The sequence below is a fragment of the Variovorax sp. RO1 genome, assembly GCF_002849325.1.
In the GTDB taxonomy this organism is placed as follows: domain Bacteria; phylum Pseudomonadota; class Gammaproteobacteria; order Burkholderiales; family Burkholderiaceae_C; genus Variovorax.
Genome location: NZ_PKMT01000002.1, coordinates 1077101 through 1099255 on the forward strand (window position 1 = coordinate 1077101; position 22155 = coordinate 1099255).

Sequence of the window (22155 nt, forward strand, 5' to 3'; positions counted from 1 at the left end):
CCCATGGGTTTCTTGAAGAAGTTGTTCCAGATAGTTTCTGGAAAAAAATACAGGAATTGCCCCGATGGGGCCGCAGTGGACCCGGTCGCGCAGCGAGCACTTCAAGCGGGGCTCATCAACTCCGAACAGATCATGGCGTATTGCGACAGCTACGCAACGGGGCTGTCTGACGAAACTCTCGCCGAGGGACTTGGCTCGCACTGGGGCATACGCTCGCCTCAGGAGGCTGCTGAAACCCTGGCGTCGCTCGGTCGCCATGGCCATCGCTTTTTTTACGACATTGTTTTTCGTATTGACAGCGATGGTGCTTCAGGAGACGGCCGCCAGGAGATTCTCGAGGCCTTGATAGCCAGCGGTCGATACGGTTCCCCGGAAACGGTGCGCGAGCAGATTGCCGCACAGGGGCCATGCGAGGAAAAAGACCTCGTTTTCTCGGCTTTGGCGCAGGCGATGGAGATGCTGGAAAATCTGCGGTCCGTTTTTCGTCTTCTCGAAGACAAAGTCAATGGCTCGTACCTTCCCAAGGATTACAGCGCCGGCATCCTTGCCTGGGATCTGGGTCGCCTCGTCACGGTTGCACGGATGTCATTGGACTGCAAATACATCGAGCAGGCTGAATTCGATCGCATTCTTGCGCATGCAGACAAAGAATTGCGCTCAAATTTCTCGTCCTGGCCGCAGTTTGCAAAGAGCTACATCATTGGCCGGGCCAGCTGGGCGGGTCAGAACATGACGCTGGGTGGAATCATCGGCATTGCCGAAGATCTCATGACCGATGCGCGGAGCCCTTGGGTGCTGTCGCCTCTGTGAGTTGCATTCGACGCTAGCGTCGGATCACTCCCTGTTGATTTCCGTGGACGTTTGATCCATCTTTCCGTCGCGAACTGACCGGCCGTAATTTCTTTCGGCCGTTGCTCGCATGGAAAACTGGATCACTCGCCAACGGGAATCAACAAATGCAGAGTATTTAAAGCTCTATTTGCACGTTTGAGACTTTATTTGGCGCGATCATCAGGATCGCGCCGCCCACGCACTCTCACTCCACCGTCACGCTTTTAGCGAGGTTGCGCGGCTTGTCCACGTCCGTCCCGCGCGCACACGCCGTGTGATACGCCAGCAGCTGCAGCGGCACCACGTGCAGCAGCGGCGACAGCGCACCGTAGTGCTCGGGCATGCGGATCACGTGCAGGCCTTCGCCGCTGGCGATCTGCGTGTCGCCGTCGGCCAGCACGTAGAGCACGCCGCCGCGGGCGCGCACTTCCTGCAGGTTGCTCTTGAGCTTTTCGAGCAGCGCGTCATTGGGCGCCACGGCCACCACGGGCATCTCGCTCGTGACGAGCGCGAGCGGGCCGTGCTTGAGTTCGCCGGCGGCGTATGCCTCGGCGTGGATGTAGGTCACTTCCTTGAGCTTGAGCGCGCCTTCGAGTGCGATCGGGTAGTGCAGGCCGCGGCCCAGGAACAGGGCGTTGTCCTTGCGCGCGAAGTCTTCGGCCCAGCCGATGAGCTGCGGCTCGAGCGCGAGCACCGACTGCAGCGCGACGGGCAGGTGGCGCATTTCCTTCAGGTAGCGCGCTTCGTCGACGGCGCTCAGGCGGCCCTTGGACTGCGCGATGGCCAGCGTGAGCAGGAACAGGCCCGCGAGCTGGGTGGTGAAGGCCTTGGTCGAGGCCACGCCGATTTCGACGCCGGCGCGCGTGATGTACGCCAGCTTGCACTCGCGCACCATGGCGCTGGTGGCGACGTTGCAGATGGTCAGCGTCTGTTCCATGCCCAGCGAGCGCGCGTGCTTGAGCGCGGCCAGCGTGTCGGCGGTTTCGCCCGACTGGCTGATGGTGACGACCAGTGTCTTGGGGTCGGGCACGGAGTCGCGGTAGCGGTACTCGCTGGCGATCTCGACCTGGGTCGAAATCTGCGCGATGCTCTCGAGCCAGTACTTGGCGGTGCAGCCGCTGTAGTAGCTGGTGCCGCAGGCCAGGATGAGGATCTTGTCGATGTCCTGGAACACGCGGTGCGCGCTCGCGCCGGTGGCGCCGTCCTGCCCGATGCCGTCGAACAGCTCGGGCACGATGCCCTCGACGCCTTCGAGCGTGTCGCCGATGGCGCGCGGCTGCTCGAAGATTTCCTTCTGCATGTAGTGGCGGTACGGGCCCAGTTCGGCCGCGCCGCTGTGGGCGTGCACGGTGCGCACGGTGCGGGTGGCGGGCTTGTGGTTCTTGTCGACGATCCAGTACTTGCCCGGCTGCAGGTCGACCACGTCGCCCTCTTCGAGGTAGACGATCTGGTCGGTCACGCCGGCCAGCGCCATCGCGTCGCTGGCCAGGAAGTTCTCGGTGCCGTCCTTGCCTGCGCCGAGGATCAGCGGCGAGCCGGCACGCGCGCCGATGACGCGCTGCGGTTCGTCGCGGCAGATGACGGCAATGGCGTAGGCGCCATGCAGCTGCAGCACGGCGGCCTTGACGGCTTCGAACAGGTCGCCGTTGTAGAGGCTGTCGACGAGGTGGGCGATGACCTCGGTGTCGGTCTGGCTCTCGAACACGTAGCCCTTGGCTTCGAGCGCGGCGCGCAGCGGTTCGTGGTTCTCGATGATGCCGTTGTGCACGAGCGCGATGCGGCCCGGGCGCGCGGCCGGTGCGTCGGCGCCGGGGCCGTGGCTGAAATGGGGGTGGGCGTTGTGCACGGCCGGTGCGCCGTGGGTGGCCCAGCGCGTGTGGGCGATGCCGGTGAGGCCTTCGATCTTGTCGTCGCGCACCTGGGTCAGCAGCTCGGCCACGCGCGAGGTGGTGCGCGCGCGGCTCAGGCCGCCGGCATGCACCGCGACGCCGCAGGAGTCATAGCCGCGGTACTCGAGCCGCTGAAGGCCCTGGACCAGGACCGGAACGATGTCGCGATGGGAGGCTGCGCCGACGATGCCGCACATAGGTGTACCTTGTCTTGAAGAACAGAAGGGCTCGATGGTAGGGAGGCGACCAAGAAATATGGCGTCTAAATTTCCATGGTTTTGGACTTTTATTTCACCAAAACCTGTAGATGGAGTTTTATTCCATAATTTCAACCAATATGGAATCAATCTCCCTCGACGCGATCGATCTCAAGCTGCTCGATGCGCTCCAGCACGACGCCTCGCAGACCAACCAGCGCCTGGCGGGCGAGGTGGGCATCTCGCCGCCGACCTGCCTGCGCCGTGTACAGCGGCTGCGGCAGGAAGGGCTCATCGAGCGCCAGGTCGCCCTGCTCTCCCCCGACCGGCTCGCCACGGTGCTGGGCCACGGCCTGCAGGCGGTGGTGGAGATTTCGCTCGACCGGCAGGACGCCGCCGCGCTCGACGCCTTCGAGGCCCGCGTGATCGCGGACGATGCGGTGCAGCAGTGCTGGCGCGTGTCGCCGGGGCCCGATTTCGTGCTGGTGGTGGTGGCGCGCGACATGCCCGGCTACGGCGCGCTGACGCAGCGGCTGTTCACGGCCGACGCCAACGTGCGCAACGTGAAGGCGTTCTTCAGCCTGAAGCGCGCGAAGTTCGGGGCCCGCGTGCCACTGGGCTGACGCAGGCTCCGGTCGCGATCAGCGCTCGCTCGCCGCCTCGCGCAGCGCTTCGAGAAACGTGCGCCGCCACCAGTGGATGTCCTGCGCCCGGATGCGCGACAGCAGCTTCTGGTGCCGTTCGCGCCGCTCTTCCAGCGGCATCTGCAGCGCCTGTTGCACCGTCTCGGCGGTGCCGTGCGTGTCGTACGGATTCACCAGCAGCGCTTCCTTCAGCTGCTCGGCTGCGCCGGCAAAGCGCGACAGCACGAGCACGCCGGGGTCGGCCGGGTCTTGCGCGGCGATGTATTCCTTGGCCACGAGGTTCATGCCGTCGCGCAGCGGCGTCACCAGCCCCACGGCCGCCGCGCGGCACAGCCCCGGCACCCGCTTGCGCGCCACCATGCGGTGGATGTAGCGCACCGGCATCCAGTCGAGTTCGCCGTAGTCGCCGTTGATGGCGCCGCACAGCGATTCGAGTTCGCGGCGGATGTCGCCGTACGCATCGACCGTTTCGCGCGTGGGCGAGGCGATCTGGATCAGCGTGGCGCTGCGGCGGTTCTCGGGGTAGTTGGCCAGCAGCTCGCGGAACGAGCGCACGCGCTGCGGGATGCCCTTCGAATAGTCGAGCCGGTCGATGCCCAAGAGCAGCCGGCGGCTCGAGTACTCGCGCTTCATGGTCTCGTACATGTCGCGCGATTCCTTGGCGTGCGTGAGCGCCGCGAATTCGTCGACGTCGATGCCGATCGGAAAGGCCGCCGCGCGCACCGTGTTGCCGTAGGCGCGGAACAGGTCGCCGCCCAGCGCTTCGCCGTGCGCCTCGTTGTGCACGTAGTGCGCGAAGTGCTGCACGTCCTGCTCGGCCTGGAAGCCGATCAGGTCGTATGAGAACAGCGAGCGCATCAGCCACTCGTGCTGCGGAATGGCCGCCATGATGATCTGCGGCGGCAGCGGGATGTGCAGGAAGAAGCCGATGCGCTGCTTGCAGCCCATGGCGCGCAGCTCGGCCGCGAGCGGGATCAGGTGGTAGTCGTGCACCCAGAGGATGTCGTCCTCGCGCAGCAGCGGCAGCAGCTTGCGCGCAAAGAGCTGGTTCACGCGCCGGTAGCCGCCGATGAAGCCGGCCTCGAAGTGCGCCAGGTCGAGCCGGTCGTGGAACACCGGCCACAGCACGTCGTTGCTGTAGCCCAGGTAGTAGCTGTCGTGGTCGTCGCGGCTCAGGTCGATGGTGGCGAGCGTGACCTTGCCGGCCTGCTGCGTGTGCAGCTCGCCTTCGCCCGTGGGGCCGCCTTCGACGATCTGCCCGCTCCAGCCGAACCACAGGCCGCCGCTCTGCTGCAGGCTCTCGCCCAGCGCCACGGCCAGGCCGCCGGCTGCCGGCTTGCGTGGGTCGGCCACGCGGTTCGAGATGACGACGAGACGGCTCATATGCACGAATCCCAAGGAGCGGATAAGCGCACAGCCGCATTGATGATGCCGACCATCGAATAGGTCTGCGGAAAGTTGCCCCACATCTCGCCCGTCACCGGGTGCGTGTCTTCCGACAGCAGCCCCAGCGGGTTGCGCGCAGCGAGCATGGTTTCGAAAATCTGCCGCGCCTCGGCCTTGCGGCCGATCTTGGCCAGCGCGTCGATGCGCCAGAAGGTGCAGATGTTGAAGGCGGTCTCGGGCTTGCCGAAGTCGTCGGCGGCTTCGTAGCGGCGCATGTAGGGGCCGTCGCAGAGCGACTTTTCCATCGCGTCGACGGTCGAGATGAAGCGCGGATCGCGCGCGTCGATCAGGCCGACCTCGACCATCAGCAGGATGCTGGCGTCGAGCTCGTTGCCGCCGAAGCTCTCGGCAAAGGCTTGTCGCTCTTCGCTCCACGACTTGGCCAGAATCTCTTCCTTCATGCGCGCCGCATGGCCGTGCCAGTAGGCCGCGCGCTCGGGCAGCTCCAGCGTGCGCGCGATCTTGGCGAGCCGGTCGCAGGCGGCCCAGCTCATGAGGGCCGAGCTGGTGTGCACGCGGGCGCGCGTGCGCAACTCCCACATGCCGGCGTCGGGCGTGCCGTACACGCGCACCGCTTTTTCGCCGACCGCTTCGAGGTGCGGAAACTCCGCCACGCCCGCGCGGCTCAGCAGCCGGTGGTCGTGAAACGCCTGCGCCGCGCCGAGCACGATGTTGCCGTACACGTCGTGCTGGAAGTGCTCCTGCGCCTGGTTGCCCACGCGCACCGGGCCCATGCCGCGGTAACCGGGAAGGCCGTCGACAAAAGACTCGGGCAGCTCGCGCTCCAGCCCGATGCCGTACAGCGGCTGGATGTGCTCGCCGTGCGAACCGATCACCACGTTGCCGAGCCAGCGCAGGTAGTCTTCCATCGTGCCCACTTCGCTCAGTGAGTTGAGCGCGCGCACCACGAAGAAGGCGTCGCGCAGCCAGCAGTAGCGGTAGTCCCAGTTGCGCTGGCTGCCCGGCGCCTCGGGGATGCTGGTGGTCATGGCGGCGACGATGGCGCCGGTGTCTTCGTACAGCGAGAGCTTGAGCGTGATGGCCGCGCGGATCACCGCATCCTGGTACTCGAAGGGAATGGCCAGGCGCTTGCTCCAGGTGCGCCAGTACGCAATGGTTTCCTGCTCGAACTTGCGCGCGGTGTCGGCAATGCCTTCGAGCAGCGTCTCGTCCACGCCGAACATGAAGTTGTACTCGCGCGAGATCACGAAGGGCTGGCGCGACAGGATGTGCGAGATCGACGCGTCGGTGTTCAGCCGCAGCGTGACGTCGGGCCCGACGTAGCGGATGTGGTTGCTGCCGCGCGTGACCTCGATGGGTTCCGAAGCGCCCCACTGGAAGCGCGGGTCGAGTGCCACGCGGATGCGCGGCGCGCCGGCAATGGGACGCACGCGGCGCACCATCATGAGCGGACGGAAGTAGCGCGAGCGGCTGTAGAAGCGCGGCGCGAAGTCGGTGATCTCGATGCCCTGCCCCGCGCTGTCGAACAGCTGCGTGCGCAGCACGGCGGTATTGGGCTCGTACCACTGCTTGCTGGAAGCGAAGTCCTCGATCTCGATGGCCCAGGCGCCGGCTTCCTCGCCGGGGTGCAGCAGCGCGTTGAAGACCGGGTCGCCGTCGAAGCGCGGCAGGCAGCACCAGACGGCGCGGGCGCGCGCATCGATGAGCGCGCTGTAGGCGCAGTTGCCGATGACGCCGACATTGAGCGAGGGCTCGGCCGGCGGCGCAAAGCCGCGCGGCGGGGCCGCGGCCACTTTCGCCGCAACTTTCGCGACGTCCGCCGGCGCCTGTTCGTCGGGGCCCGCCGCGCCAGCCAGGGCGTCGCCCGCGCGGTCCTCCGGGGCCTCCGACAGTTGGTGTTCGCTCATGCGGGATTCCTCGGTGATGTGTTCTTGGGGGCAGGTGCGGCCAGCTGATCGCGTGCCTGCACCAGCCATTCGTAGACCGCGCGCGGCGATTCGAGCCGGTGCAGCGCCAGGCTGGGCCCGGCGCCAACCTTGATCGCGACACCGCCGCGCGGCTGCACGACGGCAAAGCCGCTCTCGTCGGTGGTGTCGTCGCCCGCAAAGATCGGCGTGCGGCCCGCGAAGGGTGCCTCGTTCATGAAAGCCTCGATCGCGAGGCCCTTGTTCACGCCCGTGGGCTTCACCTCGAACACGAACTTGCCGTGCAGCAGTTCGAGCTGCGGATGGCCTTCGATGGCGCGCGTCATCGCGTCGCGGCACACGGCTTCGAGCTGCGGCGCGAGCCGGTAATGCAGCGCAATGGCGGCGTGCTTGCGCTCGACCAGCAGGCCTTCGTGGATGCGTGCGAGTTCGTTGGCCACGTCGAGGATGGGCACGAGGTCGGGCGCGCGCTGCTCCTGCATGCCGCCCTTCGCATCGCGTCGCTGCACGCCGTGCTCGCCCGCGGCGGGCAGCCGCAGCGGCGCGAGAAAGCGGTCGATGGCGTCGATCTGGCGGCCCGACACCACGGCGAGCGCGCCACCGAGCAGGTCGCGCAGGTCGCTCAACAGGGGCACGAGGGCGGGCGGCACCTCGATGGCTTCAGGCGTGGCGGCAAGGCCGACCAGCGTGCCGTCGAAATCAAGAAAAAGGGCGGCGTCCCGGCCCGGCGGAGGAGGCAACTGTGCGTTGCTGCTGGAGGACTTTGGCATTGGGAAAAACCATAGCACGCCTCGCACGCGGCGCGTGTCGGCCAAAGTCCCGGCGTGCGCCGATGGGGGCGATCAGTCAGCTGTGGCTGGCAATGACGCCGCCACCGCCGTGATGCGCGCGCGGTGGATCGCCTCGCCGATGCGCGGCCCGGTGGCGCCGGCCTGCTGCGCCTCGCGCGCCACCACGTCGGTGGCCACGGCCTGGGCCGCCGCGAGCACCGCGAGCAGGCGCGGGCGCTGCGGGTAGGCGTTGTCTTCGAAGCCGAGCCGGCCGCGCGCGTCGCATTCGCAGGCCAGCAGCGCCTCGGCGAAGCGCGCCGGCTTGCGGAAGGCGTCGCAGCGCTCCAGCAGCCGCACCAGCGGCGTGGCGCCGAGCGCGGCACTGCGGTGGATGTTGCCGTGCTCGCGCGCCACCACCTCGGCCAGCTCGCGCAGCTCCACGGGCACGCGCCAGCGCTCGCACACGGCCTGCAGCAGGTCGACGCTGCGCAGCTCGTGGTTGATGTGGCGCGGCAGCATGTCGGCCGGCGTGGTGCCCTTGCCGAGGTCGTGCATGAGGCAGGCGAAGCGCACGGGCAGCGTCGCGCCCAGCCGCGCGCTGGTGTCGAGCACCATCATCAGGTGCACGCCGGTGTCGATCTCGGGATGGTGCTGCGCCGGTTGCGGCACGCCCCAGAGCCGGTCGACCTCGGGCAGCAGCACGGCGAGCGCGCCGCAGTCGCGCAGCACGTCGAACATGCGCGAGGGCCGCGTTTCCATTAGGCCGCGCGCGAGCTCCTGCCACACGCGCTCGGGCACCAGCGCATCGACCTCGCCGGCCGCGACCATCTCGCGCATGAGCGCCATGGTTTCGGGGGCGACGGTGAAGTCGTCGAAGCGCGCGGCAAAGCGCGCCACGCGCAGGATGCGCACCGGGTCTTCGCGGAAGGCGTCGGTCACGTGGCGCAGCACCTTGTCGCGCAGGTCGCGCTGGCCATGGAAAGGGTCGGCCAGCGTCTCGGGGCGCGGATCGAAACTGCCGTCGTCGCCCACGTGCTCGGCGGGCAAGGCGATGGCGTTGACGGTGAGGTCGCGCCGCGCAAGGTCTTGCTCCAGCGTGACGTCGGGCGCCGCATGCACGACGAAGCCGCGGTAGCCCGGCGCGCTCTTGCGTTCGGTGCGGGCCAGCGCGTACTCCTCGCGCGTGCGCGGGTGCAGAAACACGGGGAAATCGCGCCCCACGGGCAGGTAGCCGCGCGCCACCATGGCCTCGGGCGTGGCGCCCACCACGAGCCAGTCATGGTCGGACACAGGACGGCCCAGCAGCCGGTCGCGCAGTGCACCGCCGACGAGAAAAATGTTCATGAGTGCAGTGTAGGGATACTCGCCCTGCACAAAAAGAACGGTCGTTCGATAATCTTCGAGCGATGCGAACGACCGTTCGTAAATTCGCATCGCGCGAAGCACCGGTCGCTGGCCGGCGCCCCCGTGCGCGGGGCTGTTTTCAACACCCAAGGAGCATTCACACCTATGAAAAAACTCACAACAACAGCATCGTTGGCATTGGCGGCATTCGGGGGCCTGGCGTCGGGCAGCGCCATGGCGCAGAACGCGGGCGACTGGGTCGTCGGCACCGGCTGGTTCCACCTCTCGCCGCAGGATTCGAGCAAGCCCCTGACCGTGACCTCGCCCGTGCACAGCGTGCTGGCCGGCTCGGGCGCGAGCGTCAGCAACTCGGACACGCTGGGCATGAACATCGCCTACTTCGTCGACAGCCACTGGGCCGTCGAGGGCGTGCTCGGCGTGCCGCCCAAGTTCAAGCTCCACGGCACCGGCACGCTGGCGCGCGTGGGCGAACTCGGCCAAGCCCGCCAGTGGAGCCCGACCGTGCTGGCCAAGTACTACTTCAACGAAGGCAACGACGCCTTCCGTCCGTTCGTCGGCCTGGGCGCCACCTACGTCTGGTACAGCGACGTGAAGCTCACGTCGAACCTGCAGGGCGCGCTGGCCAGCCAGTTCCATGTGCGACCGTCGTCGGTGAACACCACGGCCAAGCTCGACAGCGCGTTCGCGCCCGTGCTCAACGCCGGCGTGGCCTACCAGTTCGACAAGCACTGGGGCGTGTCGTTCTCGGTGTCGTACATCCCGCTGAAGACCAAGGCCAAGCTCACGACGACCAGCATCACCGGCCTGCCGGTGGCGCGCAGCGAGTCGAGTTTGAAGCTGAACCCGATCGTCACCTACCTGGCGGCGACGTACCGGTTCTGATCGATCGGTTCTAGACGAGCCTCAGTCGCGCGAGGTGCGATAGGGCTCGTCGAAAGCCACGAAGGTTTTTTCGGCCAGGGCGCCGTCGATCCACGCGGCGACGCCCGGCAAGGCCGCCACACGCGCGATGTACGCGTCGATGGCCGGCGGCACCGGCAGGCCGTAGCCGCGGATGCGCATACCCACCGGCGCAAAGAAGGCGTCGGCGATGGTGAAGGCGCCGAACAGCATCGGGCCGCCGTGCGTCTCGAGCAGCTCGGTCCACATCTGCACGATGCGGTCGAGGTCTTCCTGCACGCCGGGTTGCTCGGCCAGCAGCCGCGCACCCACCTCGGGCAGCGAGGCCTCGATGTTCATCGGGCAGTTGCCGCGCAGGTTGCCGAAACCCGAATGCATCTCGGCGCAGACGCTGCGCGCACGGGCCCGCTCGGCCACGCCCTGGGGCCACAGCTGCTTCTCGGGGAAGCGCTCGGCCAGGTACTCGGCGATGGCCAGGGTGTCCCACACGGCGAGGTCGCCGTCGACCAGCACCGGCACCTTGGCGACCGGGTTGATGGCGCCGATCACGTGCTTGAACTGCGAGGTGGCGTCGAACGAGTCGAAGCACACCATCACCTCTTCGAAGGGAATGCCGGCCTGGGTCATGAGCACCCAGGGGCGCATGGACCACGACGAGTAATTCTTGTTGCCGATGTAGAGCTTGGACATCTGTCAGGGTCTCCGGGTCAGTGCGGGAATGCGGGGCAAAGCCGTCGATGCTAGCCGGGCGGCGCGCTGCGATTGATGCCGAAGGCGGCGCGAATTGATGCGGGCCGCGTCAGCGCTGCTCGTCGTCGCGGCGCGATTCGGGCGGCACGATCACGCGCGGGCCGGAGGCGCCGGCATCCGCCGCTGGCTTCACGACGCGTTCGATGAGGGTCACGAGGCGCGGCACCAGCGACAGCACCGCGAGCGCCAGCAGCGCGCTGAGCACGGCCGTGACCTCGCGGCCCAGCCCGCAAGCCATGCCGATGGCGGCCGTCATCCAGAGCCCGGCGGCGGTGGTGAGGCCCTGCACGTGCGATTCGTCCTTGCCCTGCTTGAGGATGGTGCCGGCGCACAGAAAACCGACGCCGGCCACCAGCCCCTGGATCACGCGGCTCATGTCGGCCGGCACGATGCCGGTCTGCTGCGGAATCAGCACGAACAGCGCCGAGCCGATGGCCACCAGCATGTGGGTGCGCACGCCGGCCGCCTTGCCCTGCTGCTCGCGCTCGAAGCCGAGGAAAAAGCCCAGCACGGCCGCGAGCAGCAGCCGCACCGAGATGCGCGTGAGCTGCGCGACATCGCCCACGTCCGAGAATTCGGACGCGACGGTGTCGAGCACCTCATCGCGCCAGCTCATGTCAGGGCAGGTCCTTGTTGGGCTCGGGCTCGGCGGCGTTGCGCGGGCCCACGCGGCCCAGGCGCTCCTTCAGCGACTGCGGCTTGCCACTGATGAGGGCGGCGTAGTTGGTGGTGTTGGCCAGCACCTTCTTCACGTAGTCGCGCGTCTCGTTGAAGGGCACGTTCTCGGCCCAGATGGCCGCGTCGATCACCGGACCGTTGCGCCAGTTGCGCGGCCGGCCGGGGCCGGCGTTGTAGGCCGCGGCGGCCAGCGCCATCGAACCGTCGAAGTCGTCGAGCGCGAGCTTCAGGTAGTTGGTGCCGATGGTGATGTTGGTCTCGCGGTCGTTGATCTGGCCCGGCGTGAAGTCGGTCATGCCGATCTTGCGGGCGGTCCAGCGCGCCGTGGCGGGCATGACCTGCATCAGGCCCGAGGCGCCGACGCCCGAGCGCGCGTCCATGATGAAGCGGCTTTCCTGGCGGATCAGGCCGTACACGTAGGCGGGGTCCAGGCCGATGTCCTGGCTCTTGCGCAGCACCGTGTCGTGGAAGGGCATGGGGAAGCGCTGCTCGACGTCGATCACGCCCTTGGTGCGCTCGCTGGTGTTGATGCAGCGGTCCCACACCTCGCGCTGGCAGGCCAGGTCGGCGGCGGCCAGCAGGGCGCGGTCGTCCATGCCGCCCTTCTCGTGCAGGTTGGTGGCGTAGTTCCACTCGCGCGTGCCTTCGGAGCGCAGGCCCATGCCGATGGCCTGCAGGCCGCGCTGCAAGCCCGGGTTGGTGCGCGCGGCGTTCTTTTCTTCGGGCGTGAGCGGCGCGGGGCGCGTGGCGGCCACGACGCGCTGCCCCAGCTCTTCGAGCGCCAGCATTTCGTAGAAGCCGCGCGTGCCGGCGATGCTGGTGTAGAGCTCGCGGGCCTGGGCGCGGCGCTCGTCGCCACCGGCGGTGCTGAGTGCGCGGGCCTTCCAGTAGACCCAGGTGGGGTCTTGCTGGGCGGCGTCGCTCATGGCGTTGATGGCGGGCGCGACCTCTTTCCACTGGCTGGCGCGCAGTGCGGCGCGCACGCGCCAGCCGAGCATGTCGTCCGACAGGTCGCTGTTCTTCGTGACGTTGCCGAAGTAGCTCACGGCCATCGGCGAGAGCTTGTTCGCGGCCGCACGGCCGATGGTGCCCCAGACCCAGTTGCGCTCTTCGGCGGAGAGCATCGGGCTCCACTTGCTGTCGAGCTGCGCAGCGCCCTGGTCGGGGTCGGCGACCGCGATCTTGATGAGCGCGAGCACCACCAGTTCCTTGCGCGACTTGGCGGCCACGAAGGCGCGGCCGGTGAGGAACTTGGCGGCGCTGGCGTTGACCTCTTCGAACAGCGGCAGCGCATCGGGTGCGGCGATGGTGACCGCGCCGCGTGCGGCCGCGGGCCGGTTGGCCTCGATGGCCAGGCGCGCCTTCTTCCAGGCGTCGTTGGTGGTCATCAGGCGGGCCGCGACCATGCGGTCGGCGGCGGTGAGGCAGCCGTCGTCGCTGTCTTTTTGTGCGAACCAGTTGCGGCGCACCTCGTCGGCCTGCGCCTGCGTGGCCGTGCCGGTGCGCAGCGTGTCGACCAGCACAGCGTAGCAGCGCACCTGGGCGTCGTCGGCCATGCGGAAGCCGGCGATGTTGGCGGCAAAGCCGTCCCAGTCGCGGCGCTGGCCGAGCAGCAGCAGCCAGTCGTTGCGCAGGCGGTCTTCCTGGTAGGTGTTCGGGTAGCGGGCGTAGAAGTCCTGCACCTCGTTGGGCGCAGCCTCCTGCAGGCGGGCCTTGAGCTCCCAGTAGGCGGCCCAGGGTTCGAGGGCGTGACCGCGGGCCTGCGGCAGCAGGGCCGTGAGGCGGGCCTTGTCGCCGCGCTGGAAGGCCTGCTTCATCTGGACCAGCACGTCGTCGTTGGTGTTGTTCTGCGCGGCGGCGGGCTGTTGCGACAGCAGCGCGGCGAGTGCGAGAACGGCGGAAAAAACCAGGGCGGGCGCGCCGCGACGCGGATGAGCGCGCGCGGATGCCAAAATGCTTGGGAACTGCATCGGGGGATTATGGACAAGTCAAAGGATGCCGACACCTCGGCCACCGCGAGTTTTCTGAAGGGTCAACTGCGAAAGGCGCTCATCGAGCAACGGCTGGGCATGCCTGACCGCCTCGCGCGGGCCGACCTGCTGCAGCGGGTGATGCGGATCTGGCTGGTCGGCCGGCCCGACACCGTGATCGGCGCCTACTGGCCGATCAAGGGCGAGTTCGACCCCCTGCCCGCCCTGCACCGCTGGAAGGAAGACGGCGAGCTCATGGAAGAAACGCAGCGCCGCCGCATCGGCCTGCCGGTGATCGACAAGGTCCACAAGACGCTCACCTTCCACGCCTGGTACCCGGGCTGCCAGATGGAAGAAGACGCCTACGGCATTCCCAAGCCCAAGGACACCGAACTGATCGTGCCGACCCTGCTGTTCGTGCCCTGCGTGGGCTACAGCGCCGGCGGCTACCGGCTGGGCTACGGCGGCGGCTTTTATGACCGCACGCTGGCGGCGCTGGAGCCCCGGCCGGTCACCGTGGGGCTGGGCTTCACGAACGGCTTTCTCGACAACTTCGAGCCCGAGGCGCACGACCTGCCCCTCGATGCCATCCTGAACGACAACGGCGTCGTCTGGCCGACCTCCTGAGCCGGCTCAGTCGAGGTTGTCGACGGTGTCCGGGTCGGGCACCTCGCCCACCGTTTCACGCGTGATGGCGGCCTGCGCTTCCAGCCAGTCGGAAAAGGCCTTGATCTCGGGCCGCAGCGCATTGCGCGGCCCCGAGATGAGCCAGTAGGCCATCGGCGAATCAAGGCGGTGCTGCGGCAGCACCTCGATCAGGTCGCCATTGGCCAGGCTCTCGGCCACCAGCGAGTTGCGGGCCAGCACCACGCCCTGGCCAGTGAGCGCAGCTTGCACCATCTGGTAGGCGTAGTTGAAGTAGAGCCAGCGCTTGGGCTGCGCGCGCTCCATGCCGTTCACCTCGAACCAGCGCCGCCACGTGAGCCATTCGAGGTGCGTGCGGTGCGCGTCGCCGGCCTCGATGAGCGTGAAGCGGGCGATGTCGGCCGGCGTCTTGATCGGTGGGTTGCTCTTGATGAGCCACGGGCTCGCCACGGGCGTCAGGTTTTCACCGAACAGGCGCACGGCGCCGGCGGGCATGGCCTCCGGCGGGCCGTAGCGCAGCGCGATGTCCACGTCGGCCACGTCGAGGTCGACCGCGATGTCGCTGGCATCGATGCGGATGTCGATCTCGGGGTTGTCGCGCTGGAAGGCTTCCAGCCGCGGAATCAGCCACATCGAAGCGAACGAGGCAAAGGTGGTGAGCGCCACGCTTTTGCGCCCCGCGCTCTGGCGGATCTGCCGCACCGCCATGTCGATGCGCGGCAGCGCCTGCTGCACCGACAGCAACAGCTGCGCCCCGGCGCTGGTCAGCTCGACCGCCCGCGTGTGGCGCAGGAACAGCGACACGCCCACCTCTTCCTCGAGCGACTGGATCTGCCGGCTCACGGCCGACTGGGTGAGCGCCATTTCCTCGGCCGCGGCGCGGAAATTGAGGTGCCGCGCGACCGCCTCGAAGGCCCGCAGGTGCCCTGCAGAAATGGGGCGGGAACGCAGGTGGGTTTGCGAATGTTGCATGGGTATGACTTTGGTGTGCGTTCCCGGCGGCCGGTTGATTGATGCGGGAATCGCATCAGTAGGCTACCTCGTTTTCATTGGACCTCCAAGGCCGCAGAAACGATCATTCATTCCCGAACTGCGCCAACCTCTCTGTCTGTCAATGCGCTTCGGACCAGCTTAGGAGTCCACACCATGTCCACCGCCGTCTGCACCAACGAATCGCTCGCTTCCCTGTCCCGCTCCAACCGCACCGCGGCCATTCCGCCGGCCGTGCGCCGTGGCGCCTGGCAGATCGCGCCCGGCGAGGCGATGAGCCTGAAGGCGCGGTCGGCCAGCGTACTGCGCGTCAAGCAGGGCCGCGTGTGGGTCACGCCCGACGCCACGGCCCATGGCCCCAGCGAAGACATCGTGCTGGCCCCGGGCGAGTCGCTCACGGTGGCCGCCGGCCAGCGCATCGTGATGGAAGCCTGGGATGGCTACGGTGCCACCTACGCGTGGGACCCGGTCTGATCGACCGCCTGCACGACTGGCACCTCCAGCACTCCTGAACCAAGGCGGCTTCGGCCGCCTTTTTCTTTGCCTGCCGTTTTTTCAGCTGCTGATGTCGAAGCTGCCTCGCAGCGCCAGGAAGTGCGCCAGCGCAACCTCCCCGCGCAGGGCCTGCAGGGCCGAGATCGGGTCGGGGCCCTCGCACTCGGCCAGGCCCATCGCAAAGCCGGTGTAACGCCGCTCGGCCAGCGGGCCTTCGTGGACCACCACGAGTGCCACGTGCCGCGGGTCGCGCTGCAGCCGCGCCATCAGCCCCTGTACCGCCTCGCGCGGCCCCTCGAAATGCTGGCAGAAGCACTGGCCGTCGAACACCAGCAGGCCGGAGATGCCGTCCTCGGCGTTGCGCGCGCGGGCCTGGGTGACGATGGCGCCCACGGTGGCGGGCGGCAGGTCCTGCACGAGCAGGCTGCAGTAAAGGAATTCGTGCAGTTGTTCCGGTTCTGCGGTGGCTGATGCGGGTGATTGTTCTTGTGTCATTCGGTGCGGAAGGGTAATCGCTTCCGAGTCTAGGGAGCCGCCCGGCGCGCCGAAATGTCAAAAGACACAGCGCCGCGGCCTATAGTGCGGCGTGAAATTCGAGGACTATCCCGTTGCCGCCGCACCGCCCCAGGGCGCGAACGCGTGCGAACACTGCGCCCTGCGCCGTCTCGAGGCCTTTTTGCCGGTGACGGCGCAGCAGCTCCAGGCCATCGAGTCTTTCCGCGTCGGCACCCGGCGCGTCGAGGCGGGTGGCACCGTCGTCGAGGAGCACCGCGCCAGCCCGCAGCTGTTCACGCTCTACGCGGGCTGGGCCTTCCGCTACAAGACCCTGAGCGATGGCCGCCGGCAGATCCTGGGCTTCCTGCTGCCCGGCGACTTCATCGGCCTGCAGGACGAGTTCGCCGACGGCCAGACGCACGGCGTCGAGGCCGCGACCGACGCCACGCTCTGCGCCTTTTCGCGCGACCGCCTGTGGGAGCTTTTCCACGCCGAGCCCCGGCTCGGCTACGACATCACCTGGCTCGCCGCGCGCGAGGAAAAGATGGTCGATGACCACCTCGTCACCGCGGGCCGCCGCAACGCCGGCGAGCGCGTGGCCATGCTGCTCATGCACCTGTACCGCCGCGCCCAGCGCCTGGGCATGGTGCGCGACGAGTGGGTCGAGTTTCCGTTCAACCAGCAGCACATCGCCGACGCGCTGGGGCTGTCGCTGGTGCACACCAACAAGACGATGCGGCGGCTGCAGCGCCTGGGTTTGTACAAGCTCGACGGCGGCTGGCTGCGCATCCTGGAGCCGCATGCGCTCGAAACGCTGGGCGACTACTTCGAGCGCCCGCTGCGGCCGGTGCCGATGATCTGAGCGAGGGCGCCGGCCAGTCGCCTCAGCGCGCGGCGACCAGCTGCCGCAGGTCGCTCTGGTAGGCCTGCAGCCGCCGCACCGCCTGCTCGCGCTGCGTGGCGCTGGTGGTGTTGTGCAGCGCCGCCAGGTTGCGACAGCCCTCCTGCAGCAGCGCCTGCTGCTGGTCGCGCCACGGGCCGGGCGGCGGATCGGCGATGCGCAGGATGTAGGCGTGCAGTGCGGCGCGGGCCTCGGCCGGCGAGGTGCGCGGACCGCCATTGACCCCAAGAAAGCCGCGCAGCAGCACCAACGCCTCCTGCTGGCGCTGGCGCCGTTCCTCAAACGCCAGCTTCGGGCTGAACACCGACTGCGCCACCTGCTGGCGCAGCAGCGCGCGCTGCTCGGTCGTCAGGCGGCCGTAGAAATCTTCCTGGCGCTCGAGGAACTGGTCGTAGCGCTTCTCCTGCACCTGCGCGGGGCTGCGGTCGAGCCAGTCCTTGCGGTACTCCGTGTTGTTCTTCGCGTACTTCCGCTCGAGCTGCTGCAGCTGCGCCTCGCTCAGGCTCAGCACGAGTTCGGCGCTGGCGGCCTCGGCACGCTCGGTGACGGCCAGCAGCCGCTCGCGGACCCGGTCGGCCAGCTGGCAGGCCTGGGCGGGCGTCACGTCGGCCGACGCCAGGCCCTGGGCCTCCTGCAGCAGGCCGATGATGCGCGGCAGCTCGTTCTGGCGGTGCCAGGCCAGCAGCTGGGCCAGCTCGTCGCGCACCTTCGGGGCCTGGGCGTCGTCGAAGTCGAAGTAGCCGTCGAGCCACCAATAGCTCAGCTCGGGCAGGTTGTTGTAAGCAAGCTTGACCGCGCTGCAAGCCCCCAGGGCAGCAGCCAGCACCAGCACACCGATAATTCGGGCCAGTCCAGCACAACGAATCCGGGAAGAAAAGCGCATGAATCAGACTCCGCAGCAGAGCAACCAGGGACCGGTCGACGTCGTCATCATGGCGGCCGGCAAGGGCACGCGCATGAAGAGCAAGCTGCCCAAAGTGTTGCATCGTTTGGCCGGCCGCGCCTTGCTGGCCCACGTGACCGACACCGCCGCGCGCATCGGCGCGCGCCATGTCGTGGTCGTGACGGGCCACGGCGCCGAGCAGGTCGAGACCGCCATCAAGGCCACCGCCGTGAACGCCGCCGCCCTCGGTTTCGCGCGCCAGGAGCCCCAATTGGGCACCGGCCACGCCGTGCAGCAGGCCACGCCGCAGCTGCCGGACGACGGCACCGTGGTCATCCTGTCGGGCGACGTGCCCCTGATCGCCGAAGACACGCTGCGCACCCTCATCGCCGCCAGCGGCGGCGAGCGGCTCGCGCTGCTGACCATCGAACTCGACGACCCCACGGGCTATGGCCGCATCATCCGCACCACGGCGGGCGGTGAAGTGACGGCCATCGTCGAGCACAAGGACGCCACCGAGGCGCAGCGCGCCGTGCGCGAGATCAACAGCGGCGTGATGGCCGCACCCGCGCGCCTGCTCAAGGGCTGGCTCGCGCGGCTGGACAACAAGAACGCCCAGGGCGAGTACTACCTGACCGACATCGTGAAGTTCGCGGCCGACGACCACGTGCCGGTGGTGGCGCACGTCACGACCGACGCGCTGCAGGTGGCGGGCATCAACAGCCCGGCCCAGCTCGCGGCGCTGGAACGCGCCTGGCAGCTGCGCCAGGCCAATGCGCTGATGGAACAGGGCGTGCGCCTGGCCGACCCGGCGCGCTTCGACCTGCGCGGCACGCTGAGCTGCGGCGCCGACGTCGACATCGATGTCAACTGCGTGTTCGAAGGCACGGTGTCGCTGGGCGAAGGCGTGCGCATCGGCGCAAACTGCGTCATTGCCAACGCGCGCATCGAGGCGGGCGCGGTGATCCACCCCTTCACCCACATCGACGGCGAGAAGGCCGGCGTGACGGTGGGCGCGGGCGCGCTGGTCGGGCCCTTTGCGCGGCTGCGACCCGGTGCCCAGCTGGGCGCCGAGGTGCACATCGGCAATTTCGTCGAGGTCAAGAACTCCACGCTGGCGGCGGGCGCCAAGGCCAACCACCTGGCCTACCTGGGCGACGCCACGGTGGGCGAGCGCGTGAACTACGGCGCGGGCAGCATCACGGCCAACTACGACGGCGCCAACAAGCACCGCACCGTGATCGAGGCCGACGTGCACGTGGGCAGCAACTGCGTGCTCGTGGCACCGGTGACGATCGGCGCAGGCGGCACCATCGGCGGTGGCTCGACGGTGAACAAGTCGACCGAGCCCGGCGCGCTGACCGTGGCGCGCGGCAAGCAGGTCAGCTTTGCGAACTGGAAGCGGCCGCAGAAGTTGCCGAAGAACTGACGGCGGCTTTGGGCTTTGGTTCGGGGCAGGCGCCCTGCCCCGGACCTCACCAGCCCGTCAGCAGGCGCACGAAGCGCATCACCGGCCGCGCCGCTTCTGCCGGCGCCGTGGCCCGCGCGCCCCGTACTGGCGCATGCACCCGCAGGTGCACCGGCGTGATCGCCGACACCTCGATCCACCCGCCCTGCGGCACGCAGTGCACGTCGCCTTCGCCGAGCAGCGTCTCGGTCATGAACACCGTTTCGCCCAGCCAGCCAGGTGGCGACACCACGCGGGCGCGGCCCTCGGCCAGCTGAAGCCAGGCGCCCGCATCGACCGCGGTGCGCAGCGACTGGCCGGGTTCAAGGACGATGGAATCGGGCGCTTCGCAGAGGGTGGTGATCATGGCGGACCTCGGGTGGATGAGGGTTCATCGTAGGAATTTCGCCGCCCAAAAAACAGGCACACCCGATGGCTATTGCGACCGGAACAGTCAGGCCGCCGCGCCATCTGTTATGGTCGTTTTCCCGAGCAACTGCATCTGTTTTCAGATGCCCGATGCGGGGAACATCGACCCATGGACTCGCTACCGCTCTACCGCCAGCTCGCGGCGCACTACGTCGACGCGATCCACGCCGGTTCGCTCAAGGCCGGCGACAAGCTCCCGTCGCTGCGCAGCCTGATGCGGCTGCACGACATCAGCCTCTCGACCGCGCTGCAGGTCTGCCGCGCCATGGAAAGCGAAGGCTGGGTCGAGGCGCGCGACCGCTCCGGCTACTTCGTGCGCCGCCCGCAGCGGCTGGCCATCGCGGCGATGGAAGAACCCGTGTCCGGCCTGCCGCCCGACCCGGCGCAGTTCGTCAACATGCGCACGCGCATGGCCAACTTCATGGCGCGCGGACGGCTCAACGACGTGAAGCTCAACTTCGCGATCTCGCGCGCCGCCCCCGAGCTCTACCCCGCCGAGGCGCTGCGCAACGCCATGACGCGCGCGCTGCGCCAGCGCCCCGAGCTGCTGACCACCGCCTCGTCGCAAAAAGGGCATGAGCAGTTCCGCCAGGTGGTGGCCCAGCGCAACCTGCGCGTAGGCATGACCGTGGCGCCCGACGACGTGCTGGTCACCAACGGCTGCATCGAGGCGCTGAACCTCGCGCTGCGCGCCATCGCCAAGCCCGGCGACACCGTCGCCGTCGAATCGCCCACCTTCTACGGCCTGCTGCAGGTGCTCGAAAGCCTGGGCCTGCGCGGGCTGGAGATTCCCACCAGCCCGCAGACCGGTATCTCGCTGGAGGCGCTCGACCTGGCCATCCACACCTACGACGACATCAAGGCCGTGGTGGTGGTGCCGCACCTGCAGAACCCCATCGGCAGCGTGATGCCCGACGCCCACAAGCAGCGGCTGGTGCAGATGTGCGAGAACCACGGCATCGCGCTGGTCGAAGACGACACCTACAGCGACCTGGTGGAAACCGAGGTGCCGCTGCGCGCCATCAAGTCCTGGGACCGCACGGGCAACGTGGTGTATTGCGCGTCGCTGCACAAGGTGCTGGCGCCGGGCCTGCGGCTGGGCTGGATCACGGCCGGGCGCTGGCACGCGCAGGTCGAAATGCTCAAGTACGCGCAGACGCGCAACAACGAGGCGCTGGCGCAGATCGCCGCGGGCGAGATCATTGCCAGCGGCGGCTACGACCGCCACCTGCGCCGGCTGCGCGAACGCCTGCACACGCAGCGCGACCAGACGGCCGACGCCATCGCCCGCTACTTTCCGGCCGGCACCCGGCTCAACCTGCCGCGCGGCGGCTTCCAGCTGTGGGTAGAGCTGCCCGATCGGCTGTCGTCGGTGGCGGTGTTCGAGGCGGCCCTGCGCGAGCACATGCTGGTGGCGCCGGGCGCGCAGTTCTCGAACGCCTCGCGCTTCGACCACTACCTGCGCATCAACTGCGGCTGGCCTTTCAGTGAGGCGGTCGATGCGGGGCTGCGGCGGCTCGGACGGATCGTCGAGGAAGGCTGCGCCGCGCAGAAGAACCAACCAACCACGCTGGTCCGGTCGCCGCGCGCCGCAACTCAGTCGAGCAGCGCCAGGGCCGCGTAGTCGCCCACCTTGTCGCCGAGCCCGGCGGGCACCAGCAGCACGCCGCGCGTGAGCGGCGGCAGCTTGCCGTCGACCTGCGCCTGCAGCCGCGGCAGCACGAAGTCGCGGTGGTGCCAGAACACGCTGCCACCCAGGCTGATGCGCTGCAGGTCGAGCGTGATGACCAGGTTGTAGAGCATGCGGCCGATCACGCGGCACAGCGCATCGGCCTTTTCGAGTGCAGCGGCGTCACCGGCCGCGGCCGCCGTGAACAGGTCGGCCGCGGGCTGGCCGAAGCGGTGCGCGATCGAGTTGCCGCCGGCCAGCGCTTCCACGTCGCCCAGGTTGCCGCAGCCGCACAGCGCGCCGCTGTCGTCGTCGACCACGAAGCTGTGGCCCGCATGGCCCGCGTTGCCGTTCTTGCCGCGCAGCGCCTTGCCATCGACGCACAGGCCCACGCCCACGCCGGTGCTCCAGGTCGCGTAGGCGCAGTTGTCGAGCCCCTTCAGCGCGCCCCAGTGGCGCTCGGCCTCGAGCGCGGCCACGGCGTCGTTCTCGACGCGCACGTGGCCGAAGCGGCGCGCCAGCGGCGCCTCGACGATGGCCGTCATCCAGTTGTTGGGCAGCCCGCGCGAGGGGCCGGCGATGCCGCCGCAGATGTTGGGCGTGGCCAGCTCGACCATGCCGTCGTGCAGCTCGAAGGGCCCGGTCGACGACACGCCCACGCGGTCGATGCTCGCCGGGTCGACGCCCTGCTCGGCGCAGACCTCGTCGATGAGCCGCAATATCTGCACGGCCACGGCGTCGTTGCTGCCGGTCTTGGCGGTGGGCTCGCTGCGGCGGCCGATCAGCGGCGCGTCGCTCGAAGCGGAAAGGCTCACGGCCACCTTGGTGCCGCCGATGTCTACGCAGACTCTCATTGCGGGGTTCTCTTCTTTCTC

At 68.5% G+C, this 22155-nt stretch carries 21 protein-coding genes; 8 read left to right on the forward strand and 13 right to left on the reverse strand.

Annotated features, from left to right (window positions below; all coding sequences use genetic code 11):
• Nucleotides 1–3 precede the first annotated feature (3 nt).
• Entirely contained in the window at nucleotides 4–810 is an 807-nt protein-coding gene (locus CY658_RS16105) for a DUF1266 domain-containing protein (protein ID WP_101491130.1), read from the forward strand.
• Between the two features lie 226 nt (nucleotides 811–1036).
• Here the strand turns inward: CY658_RS16105 and glmS are convergent, their stop codons facing one another.
• The gene (gene glmS, locus CY658_RS16110) at nucleotides 1037–2917 is read right to left on the reverse strand and encodes a glutamine--fructose-6-phosphate transaminase (isomerizing) (protein WP_101491131.1); all 1881 of its coding nucleotides are present in this window, start codon (nucleotides 2915–2917) and stop codon (nucleotides 1037–1039) included.
• 140 nt (nucleotides 2918–3057) lie between these two features.
• Between glmS and CY658_RS16115 the strand changes: the two genes are divergently transcribed.
• Nucleotides 3058–3540, forward strand: coding sequence for an Lrp/AsnC family transcriptional regulator (locus CY658_RS16115; protein WP_101491132.1), 483 nt, complete (start codon nucleotides 3058–3060; stop codon nucleotides 3538–3540).
• An 18-nt stretch (nucleotides 3541–3558) separates the two neighbouring features.
• On the opposite strand, the gene otsA is transcribed toward CY658_RS16115, so the two are convergent.
• The 4 genes from otsA to CY658_RS16135 form a co-directional block, all read right to left on the reverse strand.
• Nucleotides 3559–4944, reverse strand: coding sequence for an alpha,alpha-trehalose-phosphate synthase (UDP-forming) (gene otsA, locus CY658_RS16120; RefSeq protein WP_101491133.1), 1386 nt, complete (start codon nucleotides 4942–4944; stop codon nucleotides 3559–3561).
• Nucleotides 4941–6875 (reverse strand): glycoside hydrolase family 15 protein, encoded by a 1935-nt coding sequence (locus CY658_RS16125; RefSeq protein ID WP_101491134.1) that lies wholly within the window; start codon nucleotides 6873–6875, stop codon nucleotides 4941–4943. Before CY658_RS16125 ends, otsA begins: the two co-directional genes overlap by 4 nt.
• Complete coding sequence (gene otsB / locus CY658_RS16130; protein WP_101491135.1) at nucleotides 6872–7663, reverse strand: trehalose-phosphatase; 792 nt, start codon at nucleotides 7661–7663, stop codon at nucleotides 6872–6874. The genes CY658_RS16125 and otsB overlap by 4 nt, the downstream gene beginning before the upstream one ends.
• A 72-nt stretch (nucleotides 7664–7735) precedes the next feature.
• Nucleotides 7736–9007: a multifunctional CCA addition/repair protein gene (locus CY658_RS16135; RefSeq protein ID WP_101491314.1), complete on the reverse strand. Its 1272-nt coding sequence runs from the start codon at nucleotides 9005–9007 to the stop codon at nucleotides 7736–7738.
• Nucleotides 9008–9172: 165 nt separating this feature from the next.
• On the opposite strand from CY658_RS16135, the gene CY658_RS16140 reads away from it, so the two are divergent.
• The gene (locus CY658_RS16140) at nucleotides 9173–9910 is read left to right on the forward strand and encodes an OmpW/AlkL family protein (protein ID WP_101491136.1); all 738 of its coding nucleotides are present in this window, start codon (nucleotides 9173–9175) and stop codon (nucleotides 9908–9910) included.
• Nucleotides 9911–9931: 21 nt separating this feature from the next.
• Here the strand turns inward: CY658_RS16140 and CY658_RS16145 are convergent, their stop codons facing one another.
• From CY658_RS16145 to CY658_RS16155, 3 genes are all read right to left on the reverse strand, one after another.
• Nucleotides 9932–10618 carry a glutathione S-transferase family protein gene (locus CY658_RS16145; RefSeq protein ID WP_101491137.1) on the reverse strand — a complete coding sequence of 229 codons (687 nt, stop codon included), beginning with the start codon at nucleotides 10616–10618 and terminating at the stop codon, nucleotides 9932–9934.
• 109 nt (nucleotides 10619–10727) lie between these two features.
• On the reverse strand, nucleotides 10728–11294 hold the full coding sequence (locus CY658_RS16150; RefSeq protein ID WP_101491138.1) for an MgtC/SapB family protein: 567 nt from the start codon (nucleotides 11292–11294) through the stop codon (nucleotides 10728–10730).
• Nucleotide 11295: 1 nt separating this feature from the next.
• A complete protein-coding gene (locus CY658_RS16155; protein WP_101491139.1) occupies nucleotides 11296–13326 on the reverse strand; it encodes a lytic transglycosylase domain-containing protein in 2031 nt (676 codons plus the stop codon).
• A gap of 9 nt (nucleotides 13327–13335) precedes the next feature.
• Here CY658_RS16155 and CY658_RS16160 point away from each other — a divergent pair, with 9 nt between their 5' ends.
• A complete protein-coding gene (locus tag CY658_RS16160) occupies nucleotides 13336–13953 on the forward strand; it encodes a 5-formyltetrahydrofolate cyclo-ligase (RefSeq protein WP_101491140.1) in 618 nt (205 codons plus the stop codon).
• A 6-nt stretch (nucleotides 13954–13959) separates the two neighbouring features.
• On the opposite strand, the gene CY658_RS16165 is transcribed toward CY658_RS16160, so the two are convergent.
• Nucleotides 13960–14943: a LysR substrate-binding domain-containing protein gene (locus CY658_RS16165; RefSeq protein ID WP_101491141.1), complete on the reverse strand. Its 984-nt coding sequence runs from the start codon at nucleotides 14941–14943 to the stop codon at nucleotides 13960–13962.
• Between the two features lie 174 nt (nucleotides 14944–15117).
• Between CY658_RS16165 and CY658_RS16170 the strand changes: the two genes are divergently transcribed.
• Nucleotides 15118–15435, forward strand: a complete 318-nt coding sequence (locus CY658_RS16170) for a DUF2917 domain-containing protein (protein ID WP_101491142.1) — start codon at nucleotides 15118–15120, stop codon at nucleotides 15433–15435.
• 81 nt (nucleotides 15436–15516) lie between these two features.
• On the opposite strand, the gene CY658_RS16175 is transcribed toward CY658_RS16170, so the two are convergent.
• Nucleotides 15517–15951, reverse strand: a complete 435-nt coding sequence (locus CY658_RS16175; RefSeq protein WP_101491143.1) for a BLUF domain-containing protein — start codon at nucleotides 15949–15951, stop codon at nucleotides 15517–15519.
• Nucleotides 15952–16042: 91 nt separating this feature from the next.
• Here CY658_RS16175 and CY658_RS16180 point away from each other — a divergent pair, with 91 nt between their 5' ends.
• On the forward strand, nucleotides 16043–16813 hold the full coding sequence (locus tag CY658_RS16180; RefSeq protein ID WP_101491144.1) for a Crp/Fnr family transcriptional regulator: 771 nt from the start codon (nucleotides 16043–16045) through the stop codon (nucleotides 16811–16813).
• A 22-nt stretch (nucleotides 16814–16835) separates the two neighbouring features.
• On the opposite strand, the gene CY658_RS16185 is transcribed toward CY658_RS16180, so the two are convergent.
• Complete coding sequence (locus tag CY658_RS16185) at nucleotides 16836–17678, reverse strand: DUF6279 family lipoprotein (RefSeq protein ID WP_257884888.1); 843 nt, start codon at nucleotides 17676–17678, stop codon at nucleotides 16836–16838.
• Between the two features lie 55 nt (nucleotides 17679–17733).
• Between CY658_RS16185 and glmU the strand changes: the two genes are divergently transcribed.
• Nucleotides 17734–19164 (forward strand): bifunctional UDP-N-acetylglucosamine diphosphorylase/glucosamine-1-phosphate N-acetyltransferase GlmU, encoded by a 1431-nt coding sequence (gene glmU, locus CY658_RS16190; RefSeq protein WP_101491145.1) that lies wholly within the window; start codon nucleotides 17734–17736, stop codon nucleotides 19162–19164.
• 46 nt (nucleotides 19165–19210) lie between these two features.
• Here the strand turns inward: glmU and CY658_RS16195 are convergent, their stop codons facing one another.
• Nucleotides 19211–19549: a hypothetical protein gene (locus CY658_RS16195; protein WP_101491146.1), complete on the reverse strand. Its 339-nt coding sequence runs from the start codon at nucleotides 19547–19549 to the stop codon at nucleotides 19211–19213.
• Between the two features lie 171 nt (nucleotides 19550–19720).
• On the opposite strand from CY658_RS16195, the gene CY658_RS16200 reads away from it, so the two are divergent.
• Nucleotides 19721–21235, forward strand: a complete 1515-nt coding sequence (locus CY658_RS16200) for an aminotransferase-like domain-containing protein (RefSeq protein WP_101491147.1) — start codon at nucleotides 19721–19723, stop codon at nucleotides 21233–21235.
• On the opposite strand, the gene CY658_RS16205 is transcribed toward CY658_RS16200, so the two are convergent.
• On the reverse strand, nucleotides 21208–22134 hold the full coding sequence (locus tag CY658_RS16205; RefSeq protein WP_101491148.1) for an ROK family protein: 927 nt from the start codon (nucleotides 22132–22134) through the stop codon (nucleotides 21208–21210). The genes CY658_RS16200 and CY658_RS16205 overlap by 28 nt on opposite strands.
• Nucleotides 22135–22155 lie beyond the last annotated feature (21 nt).